This is a genomic window from Humibacter ginsenosidimutans (assembly GCF_007859675.1).
GTDB lineage: Bacteria > Actinomycetota > Actinomycetes > Actinomycetales > Microbacteriaceae > Humibacter > Humibacter ginsenosidimutans.
In genome coordinates this window covers 2836387-2858516 of the sequence record NZ_CP042305.1, presented here as the reverse complement: position 1 = coordinate 2858516, position 22130 = coordinate 2836387, and the positions used below count along the sequence as shown (strand labels likewise).

The following is a 22130-nucleotide window of genomic DNA, read 5'->3' as shown; positions in this document are numbered from 1 at the left end:
CATCAAACCATGCCCATCAGCCACCGCCGCGCGGTGCGCGAAGGCTGCTACCAGATGCGTACGCGGTGCTCGGGGGCGAGCCACGCGGCATCCGTCGGCTGCACGTCGAACGCGTCGTAGAACGGGTCGATGTTGCGCACGATCTGGTTGCAACGGAACTCGTTGGGCGAGTGCGGGTCGATCGCGAGCAGCCGGATGACCTCCTCATTGCGGCCCTTCTGCTGCCATGACTGACCCCACGAGAGGAAGAACCTCTTCGCGCCTGAGAGTCCGTCGATGACCGGCGGCTCCTGGCCGTCGAGCGCGATCAGATAGGCCTTCCACGCGATGCCGAGTCCGCCGAGGTCGCCGATGTTCTCGCCGATCGTGAGCGCGCCGTTCACGTGGTGGTCGGGAACCTGCGCGGGCGCGAGAGCGTCGTACTGCGCGATGAGCGCCTCGGTGCGGCGTTCGAACGCCTTGCGGTCGGCGGACGTCCACCAGTCGTCGAGCTTGCCGTCGCCGTCGAACTTGGAGCCCTGGTCGTCGAAGCCGTGACCGATCTCGTGCCCGATGACGGCACCGATCGCGCCGTAGTTGGCCGCGTCATCCCGGGTCGGATCGAAGAACGGGAACTGCAGGATGGCCGCGGGAAAGACGATCTCGTTGAAGCCCGGGTTGTAGTACGCATTGATCGTCTGCGGCGTCATGAACCACTCGTCGCGGTCGATCGGCTTGCCGATCTTGCCGAGTTCGCGCTGAAACTCGAACTCCGACGACCGGCGCACGTTTCCGGCCAGATCGGCGGGGTCGACGATCAGGCTCGAGTAGTCGCGCCACTTCACCGGATAGCCGATCTTGGGGGTGAACTTCTTGAGCTTGTCGAGGGCGCGGTCGCGCGTCTCTTCGCCCATCCAGTCGAGGCTGCGAATCGACTGCTCATATGCGCGGATGAGGTTGCCGACGAGGATGTCCATGCGTCGCTTCGACTCCGGCGGGAAGTGCCGCTCAACGTACACGCGTCCCACGGCCTCGCCCATCGCGCCCTCCACGAGCGAGACCCCGCGCTTCCACCGCTCACGGATCTGCGGCGTGCCGGTGAGCGTGCGCCCGTAGAAGTCGAAGTTGGCGTCGACGAAGTCGCCCGTGAGATACGGGGCGGCATCGTGCAGCACCTTCCAGCTGAGCCAGTCGCGCCACTGCGAGAGCCGGTCATCGACGAGCAACTCGCCCAGACCCGTGGTGAAGCTCGGCTGGCGCAGCACGACCTCGTCGAATGCGCCGTCGGGGGCGCCGAGCGCCTTCAGCCACACACCGAGGTCGACGCCGGGGGCGAGGGCCGCGGCATCCGCCCAGCTGAACGGGTTGTAGGTCTTCTCGCTGTCGCGGCTGGCCACGTTGTCCCAGTGGTGCGAGGCGATCGCGGTCTCGAGGTCGAAGACGTTCTGGGCGCACTTCGGGGCATCCTGAACCCCGGCGAGCTCGAACATGCGCTGCACGTGGTCGACGTAGGCCTTGCGCACGTCGGCGAAACGCTCCTCGCGGTAGTAGCTCTCGTCGGGCAGCGAGATTCCGCCCTGCTCGACGAACACGAGATAGCGTTCGGGATTGCCGGGATCGTTGTCGACGAAGAGCTGGTAGAAGCCGCTCAGGCCGCCTTTCTCGAGCCGACCGATCGTGGAGAGAAGGCTCTCGACGGAGTCGACGTTGCCCGCGAGCGCGAGCCGCGACTCGATGGGCTTCAGCCCGAGCTCGTCGATGCGGTCGGTGTTCATGAAGCTCGCGAACAGGTCGCCGAATTTGCGGGCCTCCGTGCCCTCCTCGGCCTGCTGCGCCTCCTCGATGATGGCGTGCACCGCCTTCTCCGACTCCTCGGCGAGGATCATGAACGAGCCCCAGCGGGCCTTGTCGGCCGGAATCTCGGTGCGCTCGATCCACTTCTCGTTGACGTGCCGATACAGATCGTCCGCAGGGCGGATGCCCGGATCGAGCTCGTCGATGAGGATGCCGGAGGAGAGGGTGGTCTCTGCGTCGTTCTCGCCAGGCTTCTGCGCCGCGTCAGTCATGCACTCCAGCCTAGGCGGCCGTCGCCGCGAGTCCCGTGACGGCGTCAGCTCTCGCCGGGAGCCCCACGCAGCACGTTCCACTCCTCGAGCAGCTCGGGCATTCGGCGCTGCACGAACCGCATGAAGTCGGCCATCTCCTGCACGCGGCGCCCGGCCTGCGAGGCTGCGCCGCCCACGGCATCCACCGCCGCCTCGCTCATGGTGATGATGGCCTCGTAGATCCGACCCTCTGCCATGGTCGCGGCATACCAGGCGTTCTGGGGCAGCTCGTAGACGTCGCGTCGACTGCCCGGCTGGGAGACCCGGTTCACCATCGCGAGAGTCTGCAGGTAGCGCACCGCTCCGGAGATGGCGGCGGCGCTGGCATGCAGTCGTTCGGCGAGTTCGGCCGCGGTGAGAGGCGTCTCCGCCGCGGTGAGTGTCATGAGCACACGAGACGGCATGCGCGGAAAGCCTGCGCCGTTCAACACCGCTGCGGTGCGCTCGACGTAGGCGCGCGCCTCCTGCTCGTCACGTGCCATGTTTCCTCCCCCTTAGATTCTGCCGGTCGGTCGCACGGTTGCCGATTCCGCGGCATCCGCACGACCGACCGTTCCGCGATCGCGACCTCAGCCGTTGGACACCAGGCCGCGCTTCGTGAAGACGACGCCGGCGAGCACGAAGGCGACGACGGCGACGGCGACCAGCCACCACGTTCCGCTCCAGTCGGCGCTGGCCATCGGAGGCACCGCCGTGTGCGCCGTGGGTGCGATCTGCCGCACCCAGTCGGGCAGGTTGAGCAGGCTGCCGAACTCGCCGAGCACGACGCCGATGCCGAAGAGCACCCAGCCGGCGGCGATCGTCAGCCTCGGAACCAGCGCGAACACCAGCGCCGTGATCGCCATGTACACGGCCACGGCCGGCAGCTGCGCCAGCGACAGCAGAATCGTCTGCCCCACCAGCCCGGAGTCGATGTTCGCCAGCTCGCCTCCGGCCACGAGCCCCGAGAGCAGCAGGATCACGAGGGACGCCACGAGTCCGACCACGACATACGACAGGTACCAGCGCAGGCGCGACACGGGCGTCGCAAGCACGGTCTCTGCGGTGGTCGCCGCCTCCTCCTGCCGCAGGCGCATGGCGGTCTGGATGGCGGCGCCCGCCACCACGAGCCCGATCAGCGCGATCATCACGCCGATGAACACCTCGAACACCGTTCCGTGTCCCGTGCCCATCTCCTCGATGGCCTTGGACAGGTCCTTGTTCTTGCTGATGCTGTCGTTGAGCGTCTTGCCCAGCCCGCCGATGGCCGCCGCCCCGAGCACGGCGCCGATGCCCCAGCCGATGATCGAGCCGCGCTGCAGCCGCCAGGCGAGGCCGATCGGCCCGCGCAGTGCCGGGGATGCCGTGCGCCGGCCGAGCCGCGGAGCCACCAGCCCGGCTCCAGTGTCGCGTGCTCCCTGCAGAAGAAGGGTCACGACGATGAGCACGGCGCCCAGTGCCAGGCTGAGCAGCCCTGGCCACCAGAGGTTCTGCGTGTAGGGCAGGGTGCGCAGGCCCCACCCGATCGGGCTGAACCAGATGGCAGCGCCCGGCGTCACGTGCAGACCGTCGGCCGACACCGTGCCTGCGGCGTTGCCCGCCGCCGCGATGATCCAGAACGCGCCGATCGCAGCGGAGCCCCAGCCGTTCGCGGCACGCGATGTGGAGAAGATCTGGGCGAACAGCATCCCGATGCCGAAGAAGGCGAGACCGGTGGTGGCGAGCTCCCAGCCGAGCGTGAACGAGCCGGGCACGTCGTAGCCCGTCGACATCGCGGCGAGCGCCGCGAACAGCCCGACCAGGATGTTCGCGATCACCGCCAGAGTCAGTGTCGAGACGGTCATCGACCGACGGGACGCCCTGGTGGCCAGCACGAGCTCGGCACGGCCGGCCTGCTCGTCGGCCCTGGTGTGCCGCACGGCGAGGAACGTGTTCATGAATCCGACGAGGATGCCAAGATAGGCGCCGATCTCCATCACGAAGAACGATCCGGCCGACGGGCCGTCCGCGTCGCCGCGCAGCGCCAGCAGTGTGGGGTCGACGGCCGCGAGCCGGATGACAGAGGTGCGGAGCGCCTCCGTGTTGTACGTCGAGGCGAGCGCGGCGGCGACGAACAGCACGCTGAAGGCCATCACGACGATCCACACGGGCATCAGCACGCGGTCGCGCCGCAATCGGAACCGCAGCAGTACGGCGGTGGTGCTCATCACGACACCCGCTCGAGCGAGTTGTCGGCCGCGCTGATCTCGTCGCCGTAGTGCCGCAGGAACAATTCCTCCAGCGACGGCGGCGTAACGGTGAGAGCCTGCACGTTCAGGGCGCCGAGCCCTGGCAGCGTCTGCGCGACGTTCGAGCTGTCGACGGTGAAGTGGATGCGATCGTTCGCCTGCGTCACCTCGTGCGCTCCCGCCAGCGCCTCCACCGCGGCGACGTCCACACCCTCGGCGAGGAACGACACCTCGGTGCGCGTCAGATGCCGCAGATCGGCCAGGCTGCCCGACTCGACCGCCTTGCCGGCGCGGATGATGGTCACCCGGTCGCAGAGCGCCTCCACCTCGGAGAGGATGTGGCTGGAGAGCAGGATGCTCGCGCCGTCCGCCTTCTTGATGCGCTCGACCTCCTCGGAGAACACGGCCTCCATCACGGGGTCGAGTCCGCTGGTCGGCTCGTCGAAGATGTACAGACTCGCTGGCACCGCGAACGCGGCGATCAGCGACACCTTCTGCCGGTTGCCCTTCGAGTAGGTGCCCGCCTTCTTGCGCGGGTCGAACTGGAAGGCATCCACGAGGCGTGCGCGGCGGTTCTTGTAGTCGGTCGAGCGGGTGTCAGCGCCACGGAGGCGCGCCATGAAGTCGATGGTCTCGCCGCCGGTCAGATTCGGCCAGAGCGCGACGTCGCCCGGCACGTAGGCGATGCGGTCGTGCAGCCGGCTGGCCTCTCCCCACGGGTCTTCGCCGAAGACGCGCGCCTCGCCGCCGCTGGAACGGATCAGCCCGAGCAGCACCCTGATGGTCGTAGACTTTCCGGCGCCGTTCGGCCCGAGAAAGCCGTGCACCTCGCCCTCGGCGACCGTGAGGTCGAGACCGTCGAGAGCGCGGACGCGGCCGAAGGACTTCGCCAGGCCGCGGGTTTCTATCACTGAGGTCATGAGCGCGAGAGTACGCTCGTTTCACAAATTTGTGAATGTTCCTAACGGGATCCTTACGGCAGCCCTGCCGCCGCCGCCGCGCCGCGCCGCGCCGCGGTGCAGGATATACAGGCCCCCGACGACATATCCGCGTCTGCACACCGCATATCCTGCAGCGCAGCGCCCTCGGCACCCTCACCCGTGCCGTTACAGTCGAGGGATGCTCCGCCGCGCTGCCGACCGCGAGATCCTGCGGCTCGCGGTCCCCGCGTTCGGCGCGCTCGTGGCCGAGCCACTCTTTCTGCTCGCCGACTCCGCCATGGTCGGCCACCTCGGCGCGACACCGCTCGCCGCCCTCGGCATTGCCGGCGCCGTGCTGCAGACGATCGTCGGTCTCATGGTGTTCCTCGCCTACGGCACGACTCCCGCTGTCGCCAGGCGGCTCGGCGCCGGGCACGAGCGCGACGCCGTCGAGGCCGGCATCGACGGCATGTGGCTCGCGGTCGGCATCGGGGTCGTGCTCGCCGTCGTCGGAGCGATCGTGGCGTCACCGCTCGTGGCGCTGTTCGGTGCGTCGCGGGATGTCACGGGCCAGGCATCCGCGTATCTCGCCGTGTCGATGGCCGGGCTTCCCGCCATGCTCATCGTCTACGCGGCGGCGGGGCTGCTGCGCGGGCTGCAGGACACGCGCACTCCGCTGTGGGTCGCCTCCGGCGGGTTCGCGGCGAACATCGCGCTGAACGCCGTCTTCATCTACGGCGCCGGTCTCGGCGTCGTGGGTTCGGCGGTCGGCACCGTGATCGCGCAGTGGGGCATGGCCGCCGTCTACATCGTGGTCGCCGTGCGCCACGGCAGGCGGGTCGGAGCCGAGCTGCGCCCGAGGTGGGCCGGAGTGCGCGGACTGTCCGGCAGCGGATGGTGGCTGTTCCTGCGCACGGCGAGCCTGCGCGTGGCGATCATCCTCGCGGTGGCCCTCGCCACCGACATCTCGTCCGACGCCCTCGCCGCGTGGCAGGTGACCATGGCCGTCTACAACGCGGTGGCGCTCGCGCTCGATGCGCTCGCCATCGCGGCGCAGGCGCTGATCGGCCGCTCGCTCGGAATCGGCGACCTGGATGCCGTGCGCGCCGTGCTTCGCCGCTGTCTGCTGTGGGGCGTGGGCGGTGGTGCCGTGCTGGGCGTCGTGCTCATCGCGCTGAGCCCGATCTTCGGCCACGTGTTCACCGGTGACCAGAACGTGCTCGCGCTGCTGCCCGTTCCGCTGGCGATCATCGGTGCGACGACGCCGCTCGGCGGATACGTGTTCGTGCTCGACGGCGTGCTGATCGGAGCAGGGGATGCCCGCTACCTCGCCGCGACCGGCCTGGCGAATCTCGCGGTGTTCGTCCCCCTGGCCTGGCTGGCCGTCGCCTACGGCGGCAGCGCCGCGGCCTCGCTCTCGTGGCTGACGCTCGCCTTCGCGCTGGGTTATCTCGGCGCCCGCGCGGTCACGCTCGGCCTGCGCGCCCGCGGCAGCCGCTGGATGGTGGTGGGAGCGGTGCGGGCGTAGTCACCCTGCTCCCTGAGCTCAGCGAGCGCTGACGCCGGGCACCGCCGTCGTGTTGCCGACGCGGAGCACGCTCGTGAACGCGACGGCCTCCGCCTGCTCGCCCCTGAGCATGGCGACGATCGCGCGGCCGGCCGCGCGCCCCTTCTCATATGCGGGCTGCTCGAGCGTCGTGAGCTCGTACGGCCACAACCCGTCGACACGCACGCCGTCGAAGCCGATCACGCTGAGCTGTTCGGGAATGGCGATGCCGAGCTCTTCCGCCGCCCGGATCACGCCGACCGCCAGCAGATCGCTCTGCGCGATGATCGCGGTGGGCCGCTCGTCCTCCGGCACCGACAGGATCTCGCGGGCGGCGCGGCGGCCCTCGTCGACGTAGCTTCCTGCGGCGGCGTAGGCGACGGCATCCGGGAACACGGCACGGGCGCCCTCGAGTCGCTGGAGCGCCGTGGCGGACGAGCTGATGGCGAGCAGCTCGTCGGTGACGAGACCGCGGTGATGGGCGGCATCCAGGGGCAGCGTGATGATCGCCACCTTCGTGTGCCCAAGCTGCTGCAGGTGCCGGGCGCCGCGTTCGGTGGCGTCGCGGTTGTCCTGGTCGATGAGCAGAACCTCGTCGGCGGGGAAGCCCTCGATGGCGACGATCGGCAGCCCGCGATTGCGCAGCGTGGCGATGCTGTCGTTGAGGCGCGGCGTGCATCCGAACAGAACGGCGGCGTCGATCGGAGCGTCTTCGACGGTGACGGGATGCACCACCTGAGCGGGCATGGCCTTGACTCCTGCGAGCGGCTGCGCCGGGCCGGCCGCCGCGAGGATGAGCAGCGCGGCGTCGATGTGACCGATCTCCTCGGAGAGGCCGTCGAACTGCGCGATCTGGATCGGGTCACGGAACGCCTCGCGCACCCGCTCCTCGAGCACGACGCCGATGATGCCGGAACGGCCGCGTCGCAGCGAGCGAGCACGGGGGTCCGGCCCGGCGTAGTGCAGTTCGCGGGCCGCGGCGAGCACGCGCTCCCTCGTCGCTTCTGCGACGGGACCCGACCCGCTGAAGGCGAGCGACGCGGTCGAGGCGGAGACTCCCGCTTTGGCCGCGACGTCGGCCAGCGTGGGCCGCGCGGGATCGTGATCGGGCATCCGACTCCCCTTCCGATGGCAGGCGACGACGGCCGCCTCCCGGGTGCATGGAACCGTGTCGCCCGGGGAACGGGCGATGCGGGTCGACTCGCGCCGGGGAGCGCGGGCCGTGGAGCACGGCATCTTGACGAGCCGCATCCGATTCGCTAGCTTAGGCGAAAGACGCAGTCGAATCGATTCGAGCGGACCGGATCGGCCGCGACTCCCTCACACGGAGCGCGGTGGACGCGTCGGCACCGGAGCCGTGGGGGCGTTTGCACGGTGCACGTCCGCCCGCTGCCTCGGGCGGCCGCCCGCTCGGTGGCCGCCCGAGAAGCACCGCCCCGTCGAACACCGACCCTCGAGATCGAACACACATGGCACGCACCACCACAGCTGCGCCGCGCACGCGCCCGGCCCCCGAACTCCGCGCCTGGCGCAACGCGCTGATCGCGATCTTCATCGTGAGCGGCCTCTTCCTCTCCAGTTGGGTCTCCCGCGTGCCCGGCGTGCGCGACTCGTTGCACCTGGCGACCGACGTCGTCGGCCTGATCCTGCTCGGCGTGTCGGTCGGCGCCATCATCGGACTCGTCATCGCACCGCCGCTGCAGGCGCGGGTGGGCACGAAGGCCGGTATCGCCATCGTCGCGTCCGGCGCAGGCCTCGGCCTCGCCGTCGTGGGCTTCGGCGCCGTCGTCGTGAATTCCCTGCCCGTCGTCATCGCCGGACTCGCCCTGCTCGGCCTCGGCAACGGCGCCGTCGACGTGATGATGAACGTCTCCGCCGCCGCCGTGGAGAAGCGCATCGGCCGCACCATCATGCCGTTCATGCACGCGTGCTTCAGCATCGGCACCGTCGCCGGCGCAGCGATCGGCGCGGCCTGCGCGGCACTGGGCATCTCCGTCTTCTGGCACTTCACCGTGATGGCCGTCATCACCATCGGCGTCGGACTCGTCGCGGTGCGCTACGTGCCCAACACGCAGGATCTGCTCGACGCGGATGCCGCGGCGCAGGCATCCCTCGACGCCTTCGACGATCCCTCGGTCGCCGTCGCCCCCCGGCGCCGCACCTTCGGCGAGACCGTCAAGTCGCAGCTGACCGTGTGGGCCGACTGGCGTCTCGTGCTGATCGGCGTGGTGATGCTGGGCATGGCGTTCGCCGAGGGGTCGGCGAACGACTGGATCGCGCTCGCGTCGGTCGACGGTCACGGCCTCACCAACGCGGGCGGCGCTCTCGTGCTCGACGTGTTCGTCGCCGCGATGACCGTGGGTCGCATCGCCGGCGGTCCGCTGGTGGACCGGATCGGCCGGGTGTGGGCCATTCGCCTCACCGCGGGACTCGGTGTCGTCGGACTGCTCGCGTTCATCCTGCTGCCGCATCCTGCCGCCTACATCACGGGTGTCGTGCTGTGGGGTCTCGGGGCATCGCTCGGGTTCCCGCTCGGCATGTCGGCTGCCGCCGACGACGAGAAGAACGCGACGGCACGCGTCTCGGCCGTCGCGATGATCGGCTATCTCGCGTTCCTCGCCGGACCGCCGATCATCGGATTCCTCGGCCAGCAGGTCGGCATCCTCAACGCCCTGTACGTGGTGCTCGTGCTGCTCGTCGCGGCGTTCGTCTGTGCGCCGGCGCTGCGGCACCGAGGGCCGCTCGGTGCGATCGCCGCCACGGCCGCGAGCACCGACAGGGAGAGCAAGCCCGTCTAGGATCTCTCGCCGGTGTCAGCAGCGGGCGGCACCATCGCAACCCCGCCAGCAGGCCGCGTGCCCGGCGGCGCCGACTGGGCGACATCCGTCCAGACCTCGGTCAGCTCGACGATCAGCCCGTCGCGCATGCGCGCGAACGATGCGCACTCGAAGTGCTCGAGCCCGTGCTGTCCGTGGCCCGTGACGTGCGAACGGCATGCCGCCTCGCCGGACCCGCCGACCGATTGCTCGACCCGCAGGCGATCGAATCCCGGATAGTCCGCGTTGAACGTGATCCACGTCGGCCGGTCGAAGACCTCACCGGTGTGCACGAGCCGGCACACGAAGTCCTCATGCAGGTAGTGCTCGAGATCATTCCAGCGATGCTGGTCGATGGCCTCCATGAGGCCGAGAAGTGCTGACGTCGCATCCATGCGGGCACGCTAGTGCGAACGGCCGACACCGCACGTCGGCGTCTCAGTCGTCTTGTTCGGTCGGGCGCACCAGCAGTTCGTTGACCATCGCATGGCGCGGTCTGGTGACCATGAACCGGATCGCCTCGGCGATGTCCGCCGCCTGCAGCCGCTCCATGCTCGCCATGCGCTGCGCCTGCGCCTCGCGCACCTCCGGCCGCAGATGGTCCCGCAACTCGGTGTCGACGGCGCCGGGCTCGACCACGCCGACACGCACGTGCCGCCTGCTGAACTCCTGTCGGAACGACTCGCTGAACGCCCCGACACCGTGCTTGGTGAGGTTGTAGACGGCGGAGCCTCGCTTCACCTGGCGGCCGGCCGTCGACGAGATGTTGACGAGGTCGGAGACGCGTCGCGGCCCGGACTCGGCCGCGTGCAGCAGATGCGGAAGCGCCGCCTCGGTCACCGACAGCAGCGCGCGCAGGTTGAGGTCGAGCATCCTGTCCCACTCGTCGATGGGCGCGCCATCGATGGGTCCGAGCAGCATCACGCCAGCGTTGTTCACCAGGATGTCGAGGCTGCCGAGCTCGTTCACCGTGCGCGCCACCGCCGCTCTCGCCTGGTCGCGATCGGTGATGTCGGCCTCGACCGGCAGCACACGCACGCCCGGCCCGGCGAGTTCACCGGCGAGCCGCTCCAGTCGATCGCCACGCCTGGCGACGAGGGCCACGGATGCCCCTTCGGCGGCGAGCGCACGCGCGGTCGCCTCCCCGATGCCGCTCGACGCCCCGGTCACGAGCGCGACAGTCCCCCGCAGGTCTCCACCGTTGTCAGCCATGCGCCAAGGCTACGGCGAGCGGCAGCACTCCCGCCTGGCTGATCCGTCGTGACGCCCGCGCGGGCGACCCAGATGAGCATGAGCATTCGGCGCGCCGATTCTCCGTTACCCTCATCGGGTGCGGTTGGTTGTTGCTCGGTGCTCTGTCGACTATGCGGGACGCCTGAGCGCCCACCTGCCCTTGGCCACCAGGCTGCTGGTCATCAAGGCCGACGGCAGCGTGCTCGTGCACTCGGACGGCGGCTCCTACAAGCCACTCAACTGGATGAGCCCGCCCTGCACCTTCTCGGTCTCCGAGCCCGATTCCGATCAGACGGATGCCGGTGCCACCGAGATCTGGACGGTCACCCACACGAAGACCTCCGACCGACTCATCGTGAGCGTGCACGAGGTGCTGCACGATTCCAGCCACGAGCTCGGCATCGACCCCGGGCTGCAGAAGGACGGGGTGGAGGCTCACCTGCAGAAGCTGCTCGCGGAGCAGATCCATCTGCTCGGAGACGGGCACACACTCGTGCGACGCGAATACATGACGGCGATCGGCCCCGTCGACATCCTCGCCCGCGACGCGAACGGACGGTCCGTCGCCGTCGAGCTGAAGCGACGTGGCGACATCGACGGCGTCGAACAGCTCACTCGGTATCTCGAACTGATGAACCGCGATCCGCTGCTCGCACCCGTGAGCGGGGTATTCGCCGCGCAGGAGATCAAACCCCAGGCTCGCACGCTGGCCGAAGACCGCGGCATCCGCTGCGTCGTTCTCGACTACGACGAAATGCGCGGAATCGACGATTCACTGAGCCGGTTGTTCTGAGCAATTCCCTGCGACAGACACGACATCGCCGCGGCATCCGGCTCCGACGAGCATTTCGACGCCGCGGCGACACGGTGAAGCGATCTTCAGGCGTTCGCCCGGTACTCCTCGAGAAGCGTCGCAGGAATGCGACCCCGGTCGGACACGGTGTGGCCGTGTGCACGCAGCCATTCCCGTGCAGCACCGAGGTCTTCTTTGGATGATCCGCGCGACGAGCGGGATGCGACGGCGCCGCGAGTGGAGCGGGCGGTACGCCGACCGGCTTCCACATAGGTTTCGAGCGCGTTGCGAAGCTTCTTCGCATTGGCGTCGTTCAGATCGATCTCGTATGAAACCCCGTCGAGGGCGAAGAAGACGGTTTCACCCTTGCCGTTTTCGATTTCAATGCCGTCGATATCATCGACCAAGACCACGGTTGTTTTCTTTGCCATGCGATAACCCTATGCAAGGGCGCGTGAGCAAGGGAATACCGACCGACATTTAGAGGGCAATTCATTTCCTCTTTCGCAGACGCGAGTTCGAAGAAGCGAGCAGATCTCATGATCCGAGGCATCTTCCGAAAGACCTGGATTCGGTCGCATCACCGTGTCCGATCCCGTGTCGAATCGGGCGTGGAATCGAACCGGCTCCGAGCGACGGATCTCCGCCGGCACCGACCCGTGTGCAGGCGGCGCGGAAGAAAAGGTCGTAGCATGGCCCGGCCATGACTATCCCGACTTCGATCATGAGCGAACAGCCCCCTACAGCCACCGCCACCGCGTGGTCGGCTGTGCTGTTCGACCTCGACGGCACCATCACCGACTCCGCCCCCGGCATCACGCAGTCGCTCGCGACCGCTCTCGCCGAGATCGGACATCCGGTCGACGACCCCGACTCCCTCACCGTGCACGTGGGCCCCCCGCTGCACGAGACGCTGCGTTCGTTCGGGCTCACCGACGATGAGACCGAGGCGGCCGTCGTCGCCTATAGGGCGCATGCCGACTTCACCGACCTGCACGGCAACGCCGTTTTCCCCGGCGTGCTCGGCCTGCTGCACTCGCTGCGCGAGGCGGGCGTTCCGGTGGCGCTGGCGACCAGCAAGCCAACGGGCCGCGCGACCCGCATTCTCGAGCACTTCGGACTTCTCCCGTACTTCACCGTCGTCGGCGGCTCGCCCGATTCCGGGGCGAACGCCACCAAGGCCGACGTCATCCGTTGGGTGCGCGAGCAGCTCGAGCTGAAGGGCATCGGCACCGACCGTCTCGTGATGGTCGGCGACCGAGGACACGACGTGCTCGGCGCGGAAGAGAACGACGTTCCCTCGATCATCGTCGAGTGGGGCTACGGCTCGCCGGTCGAGGCCGTCGGCGCCATGGCCGTCGTGCACTCCACGGACCAGCTGCGGGGCCTGCTGCTGCCGTGACGGGATGCCGCTACCTGGCGAGTCGCTCGACGATCGCTCCGTAGACGCCAGGCAGCAGTACCGCCGCGGGCACGATCGCGGTGCGCAGCGGCGAACGTGCCGCGGCGACAAGTCCGCTCGTCATGCCTCGGAAGCCCCGGGTGAGCGCCGCCCACTCGCGCTCGTATCCGTGCGGATCACCCGCGATGATCGCGCTCACGGCCGCGCGTGCCTGGGCGAACCCGAGGCGCAGACCCTCGCCGGTGAGCGCGTCGACGTAGCCGGAGGCATCCCCCACCAGAAGCACGCGGCCGCGCGTGCGCGCGCTCGTGCGCTGCAGCAGCGGACCGGCGCCGCGCGTCGACCCGGTCTGATCGGGCGACTCGCCACGGGCATCAGCACTGAGCAGAGCGCGGAGTTCCGGCTCCGCGGCAAGCGCCGTGCCGAAGTCCACACCGCGGGGGCCGAGCAGTGCGACACCGACCGACCTCGGGCCGAGCGGCGTCACGTAGAACTCCACGTCGGGCGTCCACCGCACCTCGACGAGATCGCTCCACGGCGCCAGGGCGTAGTGGCGCCGCAGTCCGTAGCGGCGACGGGATGCCCGCTGGGGCTCCCTGGTGAGCCCCACGAGCTCGCGCACCGCGGAGTGCAGCCCGTCGGCGCCGACGACGTATCCGGCCGTGAGCGGCTCCAGTCCCGGACCGGAGAGCGTCACGCACGCGTCGTGCTGCTCGACGGCATCCACTCGGCCCGCGACGACAGGGATGCCCTGCTGGGCCACCCGCGCCGCGATCGTCGCGTGCAGCACGGTGCGCTCCACGCCCCGGCCGCCCTCGCCTGCGAAGAGATGCTCGGCCCGCTTCGCCCCCTGCACGTACGCTATTCCGCGCAACGGCGCTCCCGGCGGATCGAGGTCGAGCTCGCGCACCAGCCGCAGCGCGCCCGGCATGAGGCCTTCGCCGCACGCCTTGTCGATGGGTGTCGCGCGTGGCTCGATGACGACGGGGTCGAGCCCGGCGTCGGCCGCGATCAGGGCCGTCACCAACCCGACGGGGCCGCCGCCGACGATGGCCAGCCTGGTGTCGGGCGTCACGAGTCGCTCGAGCTTCGCCCGCTCCCCGAGCGAGCATCGCGAATCGAGCGGCGCCGCGACGCGATGGCCGTTGGCCCTGCTGACTCGGATGCTTCGGGCGCTTCGACTCGCTGCGCTCGCTGAGCTGGCAGGGTGGACTCGTCGAGTTCGCGCAGCGCGCGCTCCTCGGCCGGGATGCGGAATCCGAGCAGGAACACGGCGTTGAGCACGGTGAACACGAGCGCGGTGATCCATCCTGCGAACACGAGTGGAAGAGCCGCACCCTCGATCGCGACCGCGAGATAGTTCGGGTGCAGCAGCCGCCTGTACGGCCCCCGCCGCACCACGTGCAGGCCGGGAACGACGATGACGTGCGTGCTCCACTGACGGCCGAGCGTGCCGACGCACCACCAGCGCAGCACGTTGGCCAGCACGACCAGTGCGAGCATCGGCCAGCCCAACCACGGCAGGAACACCCCGGCCAGCCACCACTCCACGATGCATCCGAGCACGAGCCCTGCGTGCATCATGACCATCGGCGCGATCTGTCCGCGCGCGTACTCCCGGCCACCGTGCGCCAGCGACCAGCGCGAGTTGCGCGCCGAGACGACCAGCTCCGCTGCGCGGTCGATCAGGATCGCGGCCAGCAACACCACGGCACCGATCGCGGCGACGCTCATGCCGCGGTCCGCACAGGAGACGACCGTTCCTGCCGGTCGGAGGCGAGGGCATCCGGCCAGCGCAGCAGCACGAGCTCCGCCGTGACCCCGGGGCCCAGCGCGAACAGCAGGCCGATGTCGCCCGGCGCTGGCCGTTCGAGCGCGTCGGCGAGGATGCCCAGCACGGCAGCCGACGACTGGTTGCCCTCGGCGGCGAGCGCGCGCCAGCTCGGGTCGAACACGGCATCCGCCACGCCGAGCGACGCTGCGAACGCCTGCAGCACCTTCGGCCCACCCGGATGGGCGAGCCAGGTCGCGACGTCGTCGACCGTCAGTCCATTGTCACGGAGCACCGAGTGCACGTCGGCGGCGAAGTGCCTGCCGATCACGTCGGGGACGCCCGCGCTGAGCACGATGCGGAACCCGGTGCCGCCGATGTCCCATCCGATCACGTCTTCGGTCTGCGGGTAGAGGCTGCTGCGGGTGGCGACCACGTCGGGGCCGAGGAGTCCGCGCTCGCGCGCGACGGCATCCCCCACCACCACGACGGCCGCTGCGCCGTCGCCGAACAACCCGCTCGCCACGATGTTCGCCACCGAGTCGTCGTCGCGCTGCACCGTCAACGAGCAGAGTTCCACAGAGACCAGCACGGCCACGTCGTGCGGATGCCCGACCAAGTAGTCGTGCACGCGCGCCAGCCCGGCTGCCCCGGCCACACAGCCCAGCCCGAACGACGGCAGCCGCTTGACGTCGCGCCGCATGCCGACGCGCGCAGCGAGCTGCGCGTCGATGGACGGCGCCGCCACGCCGGTCACCGAGGTGAAGAGAACGAAGTCGACCTCGTCGGGGCGGATGCCCGCGGCATCCAGTGCGCGCCGCGTCGCCTGCTCCGCCAGCTCGGTGCCCGCCGAGATGAAGAGGTCGTTCGCCTCGTGGAACGAGTCGAGCATCGCATACCGCTCGAGCTCCATCACCAGGTGTCTGGTCTGCACACCCGATGACGCGTGGAAGCGCCGCAGCAGCGCCGCACGCGCCGGATCGTGGGTGAGCAGTGGCTCCAACACCCGCGTGATCTCGGCCTGCGTGTAGCGGTGGGCTGGCACGGCCGGCGCGGCCGCCACGATACGGGACACACGGGGAAAGTAGCACGGTGGCCCCGGCAGTCCGTCGGCGGCCTGCCAGGGTACGACGCCCAGGTTGTGTCTGGCAATGCGGGGGTCGGTGAGGATGCGCTCGACGCGGTCGATCGCATCGAGATTCCCGCGTCCGCGTGGCGAAATACGTGAGATGTGGCGAGCTGATCACGAATCCGCCGTTTCGTCCCGAGTCTCGGCTCGCGGGTTGGCGAGATCTGTACGATCGCGGTCCACGTTGTTGCTGGTGCCGGCCACCTGCTCGCGGTTGGGTGGGGTGATGACAGCTGAGCGATCATCCGCCGACGGTTCGGGTGACGACGGGAGTGCCGGTGACGCGGACTATGGGGTGATCGGTCCCGGCTACTCGCGGTATCGGCAGCCCGAGCCGGCATTCTCCGACGCCATCCGCGCGGCTCTCGGCAGCGCGCGGACCCTGGTGAATGTCGGGGCGGGCGCCGGTTCGTACGAGCCGGATCACCTCACCGTGACAGCGGTCGAGCCCAGCGCAGCGATGCGGGCACAACGACCTGCCGGGTCGGCTCCTGTTGTGGATGCGGTCGCCGAGGACCTGCCGTTCGACGACTGCGCCTTCGATGCCGCACTCGCGTCGTTCACCGTGCACCAGTGGCGGGATCTGCAGCGCGGGCTCCGCGAGATCCGACGCGTGACCAGCGGACCGGTCGTGATCCTCACAGCCGACCCGAGTGCACTCGAGCGTTCCTGGATCAACGACTACGCACCCGAGGTGATCGCGACAGAAGGCGGCAGATATCCCACGATCACCGACCTGCGGTCGGGTCTGGGTGGAACGGTGACGGTCGAGAACGTGCCGATTCCGCTGGGATGCGTCGATGGCTTCTCCGAGGCCTACTTCGGCCGACCGGAAGCACTGCTCGATCCCGGCGCGCGCCGTGCGAACTCCGCGTGGAGCTTCGTGAGCCAAGACATCGAGCACCGGTTCGAGCGAGATCTTCGTGCCGATCTCGCATCCGGTGCATGGGATGACCGGTACGGACACCTCCGAACCCAGCCGACGTTCGATGGCTCCCTGCGGCTCATCGTGGCGCGACGGTGACGGTCATCACGCGCCGGCTGCGGGGGCGGCTGCTCTGGCCGGCCGCCGCATGGTTCTGGTCGCTGCAGTTCGCAGTCCTCAATCCGCTCCTCGCCGTTCTCCTCGTCACGCTCTACGGCGCGACACCGTCGCAGGTCGGATGGGTGCTCGGCCTCTACAACGTGGGCGGGTTCATCGCGTCGCTGGTGATCCCGACACTGGCAGACCGGACCGGCGACTACCTTCGACCGCTCCTGTTCTGCGCGCTCGGTGGTGTCGGCCTGGTGGCAGTGCTCGCCCTGACGACGTCGTTGCCGGTGGCGGTGCTCGCGCTCATCGTGCTCGGCGGGCCGCCCGGGGTGGGATCGACCCTGCTGTTCGCGCAACTGCGGCACGAGGGCGCGCCGCCGGCTCAGGTCATCCGTACGCGCGCGATCGTGTCGTTCGCCTGGGTGATCGGTCCCCCGCTCGCGACGCTCAGCACCGGCGCGGCCGGAACGCCTGCCGCGCTTCTGCTGCTCGCCGGGATCAGCGTGATCAACGTGGTCACGGCGCTGCTCCTCCTGCACCGGCGCGCCCCCGTTCTCGCGCGTGACGAGGCTGTTCGCCCGAGCCTGTTGACGCAGTTGCGCGGCTGGTCTCGCTGGATGCTCGTGGCCGCCTTCATCCTGCTCCAAGCGACGAACATCGCCACCGTCACGGTCGCGACCCTGTTCGTCACACACGACCTGCACGCCCCGATCCTGTGGGCGGGCGCCGTTCTCGGAGCCGCCGCGCTCCTGGAGATCCCGGCGTTGATGGTCATGGGCCGACTCCACGAGAGAACCCCGGCCCGGGTGCTCCTCGCCATCGGTTGGGGAGCCGGAGTGCTGTACTACGGGCTCGCAGGGCTCGTGCAAGAGCCATGGCAGCTGCTGGCATTGCAGCCCCTGAACGCCTGGTTCTTCGCCACGGTCGCCGGCGTCGGACTGACCGTCTTTCAAGACGTCTTCCCGAGTCCCGGACTGGCGTCGGGGCTCTTCACGAACACCCGCCGGGCGGGGGCCATCCTGGCAGGGCTGCTCATCGCAGGGCTCGGCGTCTTGCCGGCGCCATACCGAGCCGTGTTCGGCGCCGCGGCCCTCATCGTCCTGCTCGTCCTGCTCGGAGGCGTCCTCGTCACAGCTCGTCAGGCGCATTCGCGACAGCGGTTCGATGCGCGTTAGGTTCACCTGAAGTGAACACAGTCCGCGACCACCATGTGGCAGTCCTCGTCCTCGACGGAGCCAAAGCGCTCGACGTCGGAATCGCGGCGCATGTCTTCGCGAAACGGCCGAGCATGCCCTACGACGTACGAGTCTGCGGCGAACGAATCGGCACCGTCGAGGGATGGAACGGGCTGGCCTACGCGGTCGGCTACGACCTCGACACTCTCGATTGGGCAGACACCATCCTCGTGCCCGGCTACCGAAACCCAGCCGACACCTCGACCTCACGTGCCGTGATCGCCGCCCTCCGAGCAGCACACGAGCGCGGCACCAGGATCGCCGCCATCTCGACCGGCGCCTTCACGCTCGCCGCTGCCGGACTGCTCGACGGCCGTCGCGCGACCACCCACTGGCACTACACCCACGTTCTGCACGAGCAGTACCCGAGAATCGACGTCGACGAGAACGTGCTCTTCGTCGACGCCGGCCAAGTGCTCACCAGCGCAGGCGCCGCCAGCGGCATCGACCTCTGCCTGCACCTGATCAGGCGCGATCACGGCGTCGCGTTCGCGAACCACGTCGCCAGGCGGCTCGTCAGCGCCCCCTATCGCAGCGGCGGCCAAGCACAATACGTTCCCCGCAGCATCCCGGAACCGCTCGGCGACGTGTTCGCCGCCACCCGCGCCTGGGCACTCGACCATCTCCTCGACGACCTCACGCTCACGACCCTTGCCCGGCACGCCAACGTGTCACCCCGCACGTTCTCACGGCGCTTCGCCGCCGACACGGGCATCACCCCGATGCAGTGGGTGCTGCGCGCCCGCATCGATCGCGCGCGCGAGCTCCTCGAGCGAACCGACCTGACCGTCACCCAGATCGCAGAAGACACCGGGCTGCGGTCCGATACGAACCTCCGCCGACACTTCGGGGCCATCGTCGGAACTTCTCCGACCGCTTATCGGGCCGCCTTCCAAGAGCATCGCCCGTCACCCCGATAGCTCATCCGCCCACGAGCACCGGCCCCGGTCGCCGGGGTTGGAATTCGCCATCTCCGGCGGAGTCCGAGGACAGGACTACCGGCTCTGCGGCGAGCGACCGTGAACAGCACCCTGCAAGCCGCCCGGAATTGTCGGACGCACCCTAGCCCCAGCTCGGCACCTGCTGCAGCGTCCATCGGTTGCCGTCCGGGTCGCTGAATGTGACGAAGCGACCCCACGGCTGGTCGTCGACCTCGCTCGCCTCGACGCCGCCGTCGAGCAGCTGCCTGCGAGCGGCATCCGCATCGGCCACCACGATCTGCACGCTGCGCTGGCTGCCGGGCTCCATGTCGTTGAGCCCCTTGCCGAACGCGATCGAGCATGCCGAGCCAGGCGGGGTGATCTGGATGAAACGGATCTCATCGCTCACCGTCTGGTCGTAGTCGACGGGCCAGCCGAGCTGGTCGGCGTAGAAGTGCTTGGCACGATCCACGTCGGTGACGGGCACGAACACGAGCTCGATCTTGAAGTCCATGGGTGTTGCCTCTCTGCGTGTGCCGGGAACGCACGAGCACCCGGCGCCATCGAACGGATGCCCGCCACATTACGGAGCACCACCGTCAGCGACAATGCCGGTCGGACCGGGCCGTCGGTATAGTGCCAGCATGACCGACGCAGCTGGTTCGCAGGCCGCAGGCGCGGCATCCTCCCGTCCCCTCGTCGTCGGCGTCGTCGCCGACGTGCCCGACGTCGTGATCACCGAGGCCGGCACGCTCGCCGCCGATCTCGGCACGCCGCTCGTGTTCGTCACCGTCGAACCGTTGCGGTATTCGATCAGCACGCTGCCCGACGGCTCCGTGCTCTCGATGCCGCTGGATCCCGACGTCGCCGACACTCAGGAGGAGTCGTTCGACCCCGATCTGGCCACTCGCATCAGACAACTGGTCCCCACGGCGGATCCGTCGTTCATCGCCCGAGCAGGCGATCCCGCGATCGAGCTCGCCCGGTTCGCCGAGGAGCGCGATGCGCGAGCGATCGCCGTCGGCACGCGCAAGCCAGGTTTCCGCGCGAGCCTGGAGGAGTTCCTCGCCGGCTCCATCGCCGTCAGCCTCGCCCACAACCAGGCGCGTCCCGTCATCGTCATCCCCGTCGCGCACACGATCGAGGGCCACGACCCGGCTCGACACGGCGCTCAGCCCGACGCTTCGTGAGCGCCGACGGCGAAGGGATGCCGCGCAGTCCTCGCCCGCTCCACCTGCGACCGATGGCCATCCTCATCGTCTTCGTAGGAGGCGCAGTGGGCACGGTGGCCCGCTTCGGGATCGCGGCGGCACTGCCTCCCGTCCACGGCTGGCCCATCGCCACGCTGATCGTCAACATCGTCGGCGCGTTCCTGCTCGGCGCCCTGCTCGGCGGACTCGCACGTCGCGGTGACGAGTCGCGTCGCGGCCGCACGCTGCGTCTGCTGATCGGCACGGGCTTCATGGGCGGCTTCACGACCTACAGCACTCTGGCGACCGAGACGGCAGGGCTCTTCGGTGCGGGCGACGGATGGCTCGCCGCCGGCTACTCGCTCGGCACGCTCATCATGGGCCTGGCCGCGTCGCTCGCGGGAATCGCGGCGGGCACGGCCATCGCGCGGCCGCGCGCCGATCGTGGGCCGACGCGGTGAGCCCCGCGCTGCTGGTGGTGCTCGTCGCGGTGAGCGGCGGCGTCGGTGCGGTGGCCCGCTTCGTGCTCGACGGCGTGCTGCGCAGCCGCCTGCGCTGGGTGGTGCCGGCCGGAACCATGATCATCAACGTGAGCGGCTCGCTGCTGCTCGGATTGCTGACCGGACTCGTCGCGTTCCACGCCACCCCCGACGACTGGCGCATCGTGCTCGGCACCGGGTTTCTCGGCGGCTACACCACGTTCTCGACGGCGTCGTTCGAGACGGCTCGGCTGGTGATCGAGCGCAAGGGGCCGGCATCCGTGCTCAACGGGCTCGGGATGCTGGTGCTCACGGTGCTCGCCGCCACCGCCGGTCTCGCCCTCGCGGCGCTGTAGCGGCCGGTCGAGGAGCACGCCGAAAGGCGCCCTACCCCGTGGGTTGAGGAGCACGCCGGAGGCGCGCGTCTCGAAACCGCTTGCCCGAGCCGGGGTATCGAGGCGCACCGCTGCGCGGTGCTCCTCAACCCACGACAGGGACGCACGGCTGCGTGGTGCTCCTCAACCCAGGCCGTCAGCGGGCGATGTCAGCGCACCGACTTGTCGGTGCGCACGCTCCAGCGCCCCTCGACACGGGTGATGCTCAGCGGGTAGTCGAGGGCTTCGCTGACGAGGCTGCCGGTGAGCACGGCATCCGCGTCGCCCTGCGCCAGCACCTTGCCGTCGCGCAGGAGCATGGCGTGCGTGGTCGAGGCCGGCAGCTCCTCGAGGTGATGCGTGACGAGCACGCTGGCGAGATCGGGATGCCGTGCCCTCAGCTCGTCCACCCGGTCGAGCAGGTGCTCGCGGGCCGCGATGTCCAGCCCGGTCGTCGGCTCGTCGAGCAGCAGCAGGTGCGGGTCCGGCATCAGCGCACGGGCGATCAACGCGCGGCCACGCTCTCCCTGGGACAGATTCGGCCAGCGGGCATCCCGCCTGGCCGTCATGCCCATCAGCTCGATGAGCTCGTCGACGCGGATACGGTCGGCCGCCGTCGGCTCCCAGCGCAGCATGAGCTCCTGGGTGCCCGTGAGGCCGGTGGCCACGACGTCGCGCACGGTCAGCGGCGAACGCACCTCGTGGCGCGGATTGACGTGCCCTATCAACGACCGCAGCTCCCGCAGGTCGACGCGGCCGAGGCGTCTGCCCATGATGTCGACGCCGCCGCTGGTGGGATGCTGCACCGCACCGAGCAGGCTCAAAAGCGTCGACTTGCCCGCGCCGTTCGCCCCGATCAGCGCCCAGTGCTGACCGCGATCGACGGTCAACGAGATGTCGGAGAGGATCGCGCGCCCCTGCCGAACGAAGGCGACATCGGACACGGTGAGGATTCGTTCGGACACCCGACCATTGTTCCAGTTCGGTCGGTGCGAGCG

General features: G+C 69.4%; 23 protein-coding genes. 10 read left to right on the top strand and 13 right to left on the bottom strand.

What is annotated here, in order from left to right:
• Window positions 1-47 precede the first annotated feature (47 nt).
• The 4 genes from FPZ11_RS13235 to FPZ11_RS13220 all read right to left on the bottom strand — a co-directional run bounded on the left by FPZ11_RS13235 (window position 48) and on the right by FPZ11_RS13220 (window position 5211).
• On the bottom strand, window positions 48-2045 hold the full coding sequence (locus tag FPZ11_RS13235) for a M13 family metallopeptidase (protein WP_146321627.1): 1998 nt from the start codon (window positions 2043-2045) through the stop codon (window positions 48-50).
• A 44-nt stretch (window positions 2046-2089) separates the two neighbouring features.
• The gene (locus FPZ11_RS13230) at window positions 2090-2566 is read right to left on the bottom strand and encodes a GbsR/MarR family transcriptional regulator (RefSeq protein ID WP_146321626.1); all 477 of its coding nucleotides are present in this window, start codon (window positions 2564-2566) and stop codon (window positions 2090-2092) included.
• An 87-nt stretch (window positions 2567-2653) separates the two neighbouring features.
• A complete protein-coding gene (locus FPZ11_RS13225; RefSeq protein ID WP_146321624.1) occupies window positions 2654-4270 on the bottom strand; it encodes an ABC transporter permease in 1617 nt (538 codons plus the stop codon).
• Window positions 4270-5211, bottom strand: a complete 942-nt coding sequence (locus FPZ11_RS13220; protein WP_210415877.1) for an ABC transporter ATP-binding protein — start codon at window positions 5209-5211, stop codon at window positions 4270-4272. Before FPZ11_RS13220 ends, FPZ11_RS13225 begins: the two co-directional genes overlap by 1 nt.
• A 199-nt stretch (window positions 5212-5410) precedes the next feature.
• Between FPZ11_RS13220 and FPZ11_RS13215 the strand changes: the two genes are divergently transcribed.
• A complete protein-coding gene (locus FPZ11_RS13215) occupies window positions 5411-6739 on the top strand; it encodes an MATE family efflux transporter (protein WP_146321622.1) in 1329 nt (442 codons plus the stop codon).
• Window positions 6740-6757: 18 nt separating this feature from the next.
• On the opposite strand, the gene FPZ11_RS13210 is transcribed toward FPZ11_RS13215, so the two are convergent.
• Window positions 6758-7870: a LacI family DNA-binding transcriptional regulator gene (locus FPZ11_RS13210; protein WP_146321619.1), complete on the bottom strand. Its 1113-nt coding sequence runs from the start codon at window positions 7868-7870 to the stop codon at window positions 6758-6760.
• A 356-nt stretch (window positions 7871-8226) separates the two neighbouring features.
• On the opposite strand from FPZ11_RS13210, the gene FPZ11_RS13205 reads away from it, so the two are divergent.
• On the top strand, window positions 8227-9555 hold the full coding sequence (locus tag FPZ11_RS13205; protein WP_146321617.1) for an MFS transporter: 1329 nt from the start codon (window positions 8227-8229) through the stop codon (window positions 9553-9555).
• Here FPZ11_RS13205 and FPZ11_RS13200 read toward each other — a convergent pair.
• Together FPZ11_RS13200 and FPZ11_RS13195 are read right to left on the bottom strand one after the other, a co-directional pair.
• Window positions 9552-9968 carry a nuclear transport factor 2 family protein gene (locus FPZ11_RS13200; protein WP_146321615.1) on the bottom strand — a complete coding sequence of 139 codons (417 nt, stop codon included), beginning with the start codon at window positions 9966-9968 and terminating at the stop codon, window positions 9552-9554. The two genes, FPZ11_RS13205 and FPZ11_RS13200, sit on opposite strands and share 4 nt — an antisense overlap.
• 43 nt (window positions 9969-10011) lie before the next feature.
• On the bottom strand, window positions 10012-10785 hold the full coding sequence (locus FPZ11_RS13195) for an SDR family NAD(P)-dependent oxidoreductase (protein WP_146321613.1): 774 nt from the start codon (window positions 10783-10785) through the stop codon (window positions 10012-10014).
• Between the two features lie 118 nt (window positions 10786-10903).
• On the opposite strand from FPZ11_RS13195, the gene nucS reads away from it, so the two are divergent.
• Window positions 10904-11599 (top strand): endonuclease NucS, encoded by a 696-nt coding sequence (gene nucS, locus FPZ11_RS13190; protein WP_146321611.1) that lies wholly within the window; start codon window positions 10904-10906, stop codon window positions 11597-11599.
• An 86-nt stretch (window positions 11600-11685) separates the two neighbouring features.
• On the opposite strand, the gene FPZ11_RS13185 is transcribed toward nucS, so the two are convergent.
• Window positions 11686-12030 (bottom strand): histone-like nucleoid-structuring protein Lsr2, encoded by a 345-nt coding sequence (locus FPZ11_RS13185; protein WP_146321609.1) that lies wholly within the window; start codon window positions 12028-12030, stop codon window positions 11686-11688.
• Window positions 12031-12302: 272 nt separating this feature from the next.
• On the opposite strand from FPZ11_RS13185, the gene FPZ11_RS13180 reads away from it, so the two are divergent.
• Window positions 12303-13001, top strand: a complete 699-nt coding sequence (locus FPZ11_RS13180) for an HAD hydrolase-like protein (RefSeq protein WP_246846259.1) — start codon at window positions 12303-12305, stop codon at window positions 12999-13001.
• A 10-nt stretch (window positions 13002-13011) separates the two neighbouring features.
• Here FPZ11_RS13180 and FPZ11_RS13175 read toward each other — a convergent pair whose 3' ends face one another.
• From FPZ11_RS13175 to FPZ11_RS13165, 3 genes are read right to left on the bottom strand one after another with little or no spacing between them, the layout of a single operon-like run.
• Complete coding sequence (locus tag FPZ11_RS13175) at window positions 13012-14076, bottom strand: NAD(P)/FAD-dependent oxidoreductase (protein ID WP_168203691.1); 1065 nt, start codon at window positions 14074-14076, stop codon at window positions 13012-13014.
• Window positions 14073-14735: an isoprenylcysteine carboxyl methyltransferase family protein gene (locus tag FPZ11_RS13170; RefSeq protein ID WP_146321605.1), complete on the bottom strand. Its 663-nt coding sequence runs from the start codon at window positions 14733-14735 to the stop codon at window positions 14073-14075. The genes FPZ11_RS13175 and FPZ11_RS13170 overlap by 4 nt, the downstream gene beginning before the upstream one ends.
• Window positions 14732-15847, bottom strand: coding sequence for a type III polyketide synthase (locus FPZ11_RS13165; protein WP_146321603.1), 1116 nt, complete (start codon window positions 15845-15847; stop codon window positions 14732-14734). Before FPZ11_RS13165 ends, FPZ11_RS13170 begins: the two co-directional genes overlap by 4 nt.
• Window positions 15848-16127: 280 nt before the next feature.
• Here FPZ11_RS13165 and FPZ11_RS13160 point away from each other — a divergent pair, with 280 nt between their 5' ends.
• The 3 genes from FPZ11_RS13160 to FPZ11_RS13150 are packed head-to-tail and all read left to right on the top strand — an operon-like array spanning window position 16128 to window position 19089.
• The gene (locus FPZ11_RS13160; protein ID WP_146321601.1) at window positions 16128-16925 is read left to right on the top strand and encodes a class I SAM-dependent methyltransferase; all 798 of its coding nucleotides are present in this window, start codon (window positions 16128-16130) and stop codon (window positions 16923-16925) included.
• Window positions 16922-18109, top strand: coding sequence for an MFS transporter (locus tag FPZ11_RS13155; RefSeq protein WP_210415876.1), 1188 nt, complete (start codon window positions 16922-16924; stop codon window positions 18107-18109). The genes FPZ11_RS13160 and FPZ11_RS13155 overlap by 4 nt, the downstream gene beginning before the upstream one ends.
• Before the next feature lie 11 nt (window positions 18110-18120).
• Window positions 18121-19089, top strand: coding sequence for a GlxA family transcriptional regulator (locus FPZ11_RS13150; RefSeq protein ID WP_210415875.1), 969 nt, complete (start codon window positions 18121-18123; stop codon window positions 19087-19089).
• A gap of 142 nt (window positions 19090-19231) precedes the next feature.
• Here FPZ11_RS13150 and FPZ11_RS13145 read toward each other — a convergent pair whose 3' ends face one another.
• Window positions 19232-19603 carry a glyoxalase superfamily protein gene (locus tag FPZ11_RS13145; protein WP_146321599.1) on the bottom strand — a complete coding sequence of 124 codons (372 nt, stop codon included), beginning with the start codon at window positions 19601-19603 and terminating at the stop codon, window positions 19232-19234.
• A 130-nt stretch (window positions 19604-19733) separates the two neighbouring features.
• Here FPZ11_RS13145 and FPZ11_RS13140 point away from each other — a divergent pair, with 130 nt between their 5' ends.
• From FPZ11_RS13140 to crcB, 3 genes are read left to right on the top strand one after another with little or no spacing between them, the layout of a single operon-like run.
• Window positions 19734-20279 carry a universal stress protein gene (locus FPZ11_RS13140; RefSeq protein ID WP_168203826.1) on the top strand — a complete coding sequence of 182 codons (546 nt, stop codon included), beginning with the start codon at window positions 19734-19736 and terminating at the stop codon, window positions 20277-20279.
• A gap of 53 nt (window positions 20280-20332) precedes the next feature.
• Window positions 20333-20740, top strand: coding sequence for a fluoride efflux transporter FluC (locus FPZ11_RS13135; RefSeq protein WP_246846258.1), 408 nt, complete (start codon window positions 20333-20335; stop codon window positions 20738-20740).
• Complete coding sequence (gene crcB, locus FPZ11_RS13130; protein ID WP_168203690.1) at window positions 20737-21114, top strand: fluoride efflux transporter CrcB; 378 nt, start codon at window positions 20737-20739, stop codon at window positions 21112-21114. The genes FPZ11_RS13135 and crcB overlap by 4 nt, the downstream gene beginning before the upstream one ends.
• Window positions 21115-21302: 188 nt before the next feature.
• Here crcB and FPZ11_RS13125 read toward each other — a convergent pair whose 3' ends face one another.
• Entirely contained in the window at window positions 21303-22097 is a 795-nt protein-coding gene (locus tag FPZ11_RS13125; RefSeq protein WP_246846257.1) for an ABC transporter ATP-binding protein, read from the bottom strand.
• Window positions 22098-22130 lie beyond the last annotated feature (33 nt).

Excerpts from the sequence above, each read along its gene's own strand:
- FPZ11_RS13235 (WP_146321627.1), bottom strand. The coding sequence starts at position 2,045 with ATGACTGACGCGGCGCAGAAGCCTGGCGAGAACGACGCAGAGACCACC.
- FPZ11_RS13230 (WP_146321626.1), bottom strand. The coding sequence starts at position 2,566 with ATGGCACGTGACGAGCAGGAGGCGCGCGCCTACGTCGAGCGCACCGCA.
- FPZ11_RS13225 (WP_146321624.1), bottom strand. The coding sequence starts at position 4,270 with ATGAGCACCACCGCCGTACTGCTGCGGTTCCGATTGCGGCGCGACCGC.
- FPZ11_RS13220 (WP_210415877.1), bottom strand. The coding sequence starts at position 5,211 with ATGACCTCAGTGATAGAAACCCGCGGCCTGGCGAAGTCCTTCGGCCGC.
- FPZ11_RS13215 (WP_146321622.1), top strand. The coding sequence starts at position 5,411 with ATGCTCCGCCGCGCTGCCGACCGCGAGATCCTGCGGCTCGCGGTCCCC.
- FPZ11_RS13210 (WP_146321619.1), bottom strand. The coding sequence starts at position 7,870 with ATGCCCGATCACGATCCCGCGCGGCCCACGCTGGCCGACGTCGCGGCC.
- FPZ11_RS13205 (WP_146321617.1), top strand. The coding sequence starts at position 8,227 with ATGGCACGCACCACCACAGCTGCGCCGCGCACGCGCCCGGCCCCCGAA.
- FPZ11_RS13200 (WP_146321615.1), bottom strand. The coding sequence starts at position 9,968 with ATGGATGCGACGTCAGCACTTCTCGGCCTCATGGAGGCCATCGACCAG.
- FPZ11_RS13195 (WP_146321613.1), bottom strand. The coding sequence starts at position 10,785 with ATGGCTGACAACGGTGGAGACCTGCGGGGGACTGTCGCGCTCGTGACC.
- FPZ11_RS13185 (WP_146321609.1), bottom strand. The coding sequence starts at position 12,030 with ATGGCAAAGAAAACAACCGTGGTCTTGGTCGATGATATCGACGGCATT.
- FPZ11_RS13180 (WP_246846259.1), top strand. The coding sequence starts at position 12,303 with ATGACTATCCCGACTTCGATCATGAGCGAACAGCCCCCTACAGCCACC.
- FPZ11_RS13170 (WP_146321605.1), bottom strand. The coding sequence starts at position 14,735 with ATGAGCGTCGCCGCGATCGGTGCCGTGGTGTTGCTGGCCGCGATCCTG.
- FPZ11_RS13160 (WP_146321601.1), top strand. The coding sequence starts at position 16,128 with ATGACAGCTGAGCGATCATCCGCCGACGGTTCGGGTGACGACGGGAGT.
- FPZ11_RS13145 (WP_146321599.1), bottom strand. The coding sequence starts at position 19,603 with ATGGACTTCAAGATCGAGCTCGTGTTCGTGCCCGTCACCGACGTGGAT.
- FPZ11_RS13140 (WP_168203826.1), top strand. The coding sequence starts at position 19,734 with ATGACCGACGCAGCTGGTTCGCAGGCCGCAGGCGCGGCATCCTCCCGT.
- FPZ11_RS13135 (WP_246846258.1), top strand. The coding sequence starts at position 20,333 with ATGGCCATCCTCATCGTCTTCGTAGGAGGCGCAGTGGGCACGGTGGCC.